Raw genomic sequence first — 1,786 nt, 5'->3', positions numbered from 1 at the left:
GCCGGCCAGCGGCCGGCACTACCCTCATGCGGGTTACAGCCGGTAGGCAATGGTCTTCATCACCCTGGAGGCCAGCGCCATCGCGCCCGGAATCGGGAACGGCAGGCGGCGCGCGCCGGCCTGCTCGGCATGTTCGGCATGCCGGGCCTCGTCTTCCTTCATCACCCGGATGACCGCGCGGCTGCGCAGGTCGCCGGCCGGCAGGTCGACCAGGTGTTCGTCCAGATGGGCTTCCACCTGGCGCTCGGTCTCGACCACGAAGCCCAGGTTCCAGCCGTCGCCGCGCAGCCCGGCCAGGGTGCCGATGGTGTAGCTGCCGGCGTACCAGAGCGGATTGAACAGGCTGGGGCGGCTGTCCAGCTCGCTCAGGCGGGTGGCGCACCAGGCCAGGTGATCGGTCTCTTCCTGGGCCGCTTCCAGCAGATGTTCGCGGGTCGCCGGGTCGCGTGCCACCGCGGCCTGGCCGAAGTACAGGCCCTGGGCGCAGACCTCACCGACATGGTTGATGCGCATCAGCCCGGCCGCGTGGCGACGCTGGGCGCTGTCCATGCCGGGCTCGCCGGTGTCCGTGGCCGGATAGGGGCGGCTGGCCGGCGGGTTGCCGAACACCGTGTCCAGGGCGCGCTGCGCCTCGGTCAGCAGGTGGTCCAGCGGGGTGGTCTGGCGAAGCACGGTCATGGCGGCACGGCGTGGAGCGGGGGAGGCCCGATTCTCGCCCGGCCCCGGTCCCCTGCCAACCCGGGGCAGGGGACCGGTTGCACCCGCCAGCCAAGGTGCGTACAATGCCGCCCCTTACGCTCCACCTTTCACAACGCGTGGCAGAGTTCCGGCGAGTCCTTCGCCGCAATGAGCCCGACCTAACCAAGAGTTCTTCATGAGCACTTTCACTGCCAAGAACGAGACCGTCCAGCGCGACTGGTACCTCGTCGACGCCGAGGGCAAGACCCTGGGCCGTCTCTGCACCGAGCTGGCCCGCCGTCTGCGTGGCAAGCACAAGCCGGTCTACACCCCGCACGTTGATACCGGCGACTACCTGGTCGTCATCAATGCAGAAAAGATTGTCGTCACCGGCAAGAAGCTGCAGGACAAGATGTATCACCGTTTCACCGGTTACATCGGCAACCTGAAGACCGAATCCCTCGCCCAGGCGCTTGAGCGCCACCCGGAGCGCGTGATCGAGACCGCCGTCAAGGGCATGCTGCCGAAGGGCACGCTGGGTCGCCAGATGTACCGCAAGCTCAAGGTCTACGCCGGCACTGAGCATCCGCACGCCGCACAGCAGCCGCAGGTTCTGGATATCTAATCATGGCTATCACTCAAAACTACGGCACTGGCCGCCGCAAGTCCTCCACCGCTCGCGTGTTCCTGCGCAAGGGTTCGGGCAACATCACCGTCAATGGCCGTCCGCTGGACGAGTTCTTCGGCCGTGAGACCGCTCGCATGATCGTGCGCCAGCCGCTCGAGCTGACCAAGAACACCGAGAGCTTCGACATCCTGGTCACCGCCGCTGGCGGCGGCACCACCGGCCAGGCCGGTGCGATCCGTCTGGGTATCGCCCGCGCTCTGGTCGAGTACGACGAGACCCTGAAGTCCGAGCTGCGCAAGGCTGGCTTCATGACCCGCGACGCCCGCGAAGTCGAACGTAAGAAGGTCGGTCTGCACAAGGCCCGCCGCGCCACCCAGTTCTCCAAGCGCTGATTTACCGCGCCTGGTTGGGCTCCTTCGGGAGCCCGCTGGATGGAAAAGCAAAAGCCCGGCTTCGGCCGGGCTTTTGTCGTTCTGGGGC

General features: G+C 67.1%; 3 protein-coding genes. 2 read left to right on the top strand and 1 reads right to left on the bottom strand.

The features are described 5' to 3' along the window. Positions 1-33 precede the first annotated feature (33 nt). A complete protein-coding gene (gene coq7 / locus AC1VAN_RS20655; RefSeq protein ID WP_032976655.1) occupies positions 34-678 on the bottom strand; it encodes a 2-polyprenyl-3-methyl-6-methoxy-1,4-benzoquinone monooxygenase in 645 nt (214 codons plus the stop codon). 196 nt (positions 679-874) lie between these two features. On the opposite strand from coq7, the gene rplM reads away from it, so the two are divergent. Both rplM and rpsI read left to right on the top strand, forming a co-directional pair. Then, positions 875-1,303, top strand: a complete 429-nt coding sequence (rplM, locus tag AC1VAN_RS20650; RefSeq protein WP_025874623.1) for a 50S ribosomal protein L13 — start codon at positions 875-877, stop codon at positions 1,301-1,303. Between the two features lie 2 nt (positions 1,304-1,305). Further along, entirely contained in the window at positions 1,306-1,698 is a 393-nt protein-coding gene (gene rpsI / locus AC1VAN_RS20645; RefSeq protein ID WP_005411311.1) for a 30S ribosomal protein S9, read from the top strand. The last annotated feature ends 88 nt before the right edge of the window (positions 1,699-1,786 follow it).

It is taken from the genome of Stenotrophomonas sp. 05L44_2, from assembly GCF_056665995.1.
This window is presented reverse-complemented; position numbering and strand designations above follow the sequence as displayed.

Coding starts and splice junctions, on each gene's coding strand:
- coq7 (WP_032976655.1), bottom strand. CDS start 678: ATGACCGTGCTTCGCCAGACCACCCCGCTGGACCACCTGCTGACCGAG.
- rplM (WP_025874623.1), top strand. CDS start 875: ATGAGCACTTTCACTGCCAAGAACGAGACCGTCCAGCGCGACTGGTAC.
- rpsI (WP_005411311.1), top strand. CDS start 1,306: ATGGCTATCACTCAAAACTACGGCACTGGCCGCCGCAAGTCCTCCACC.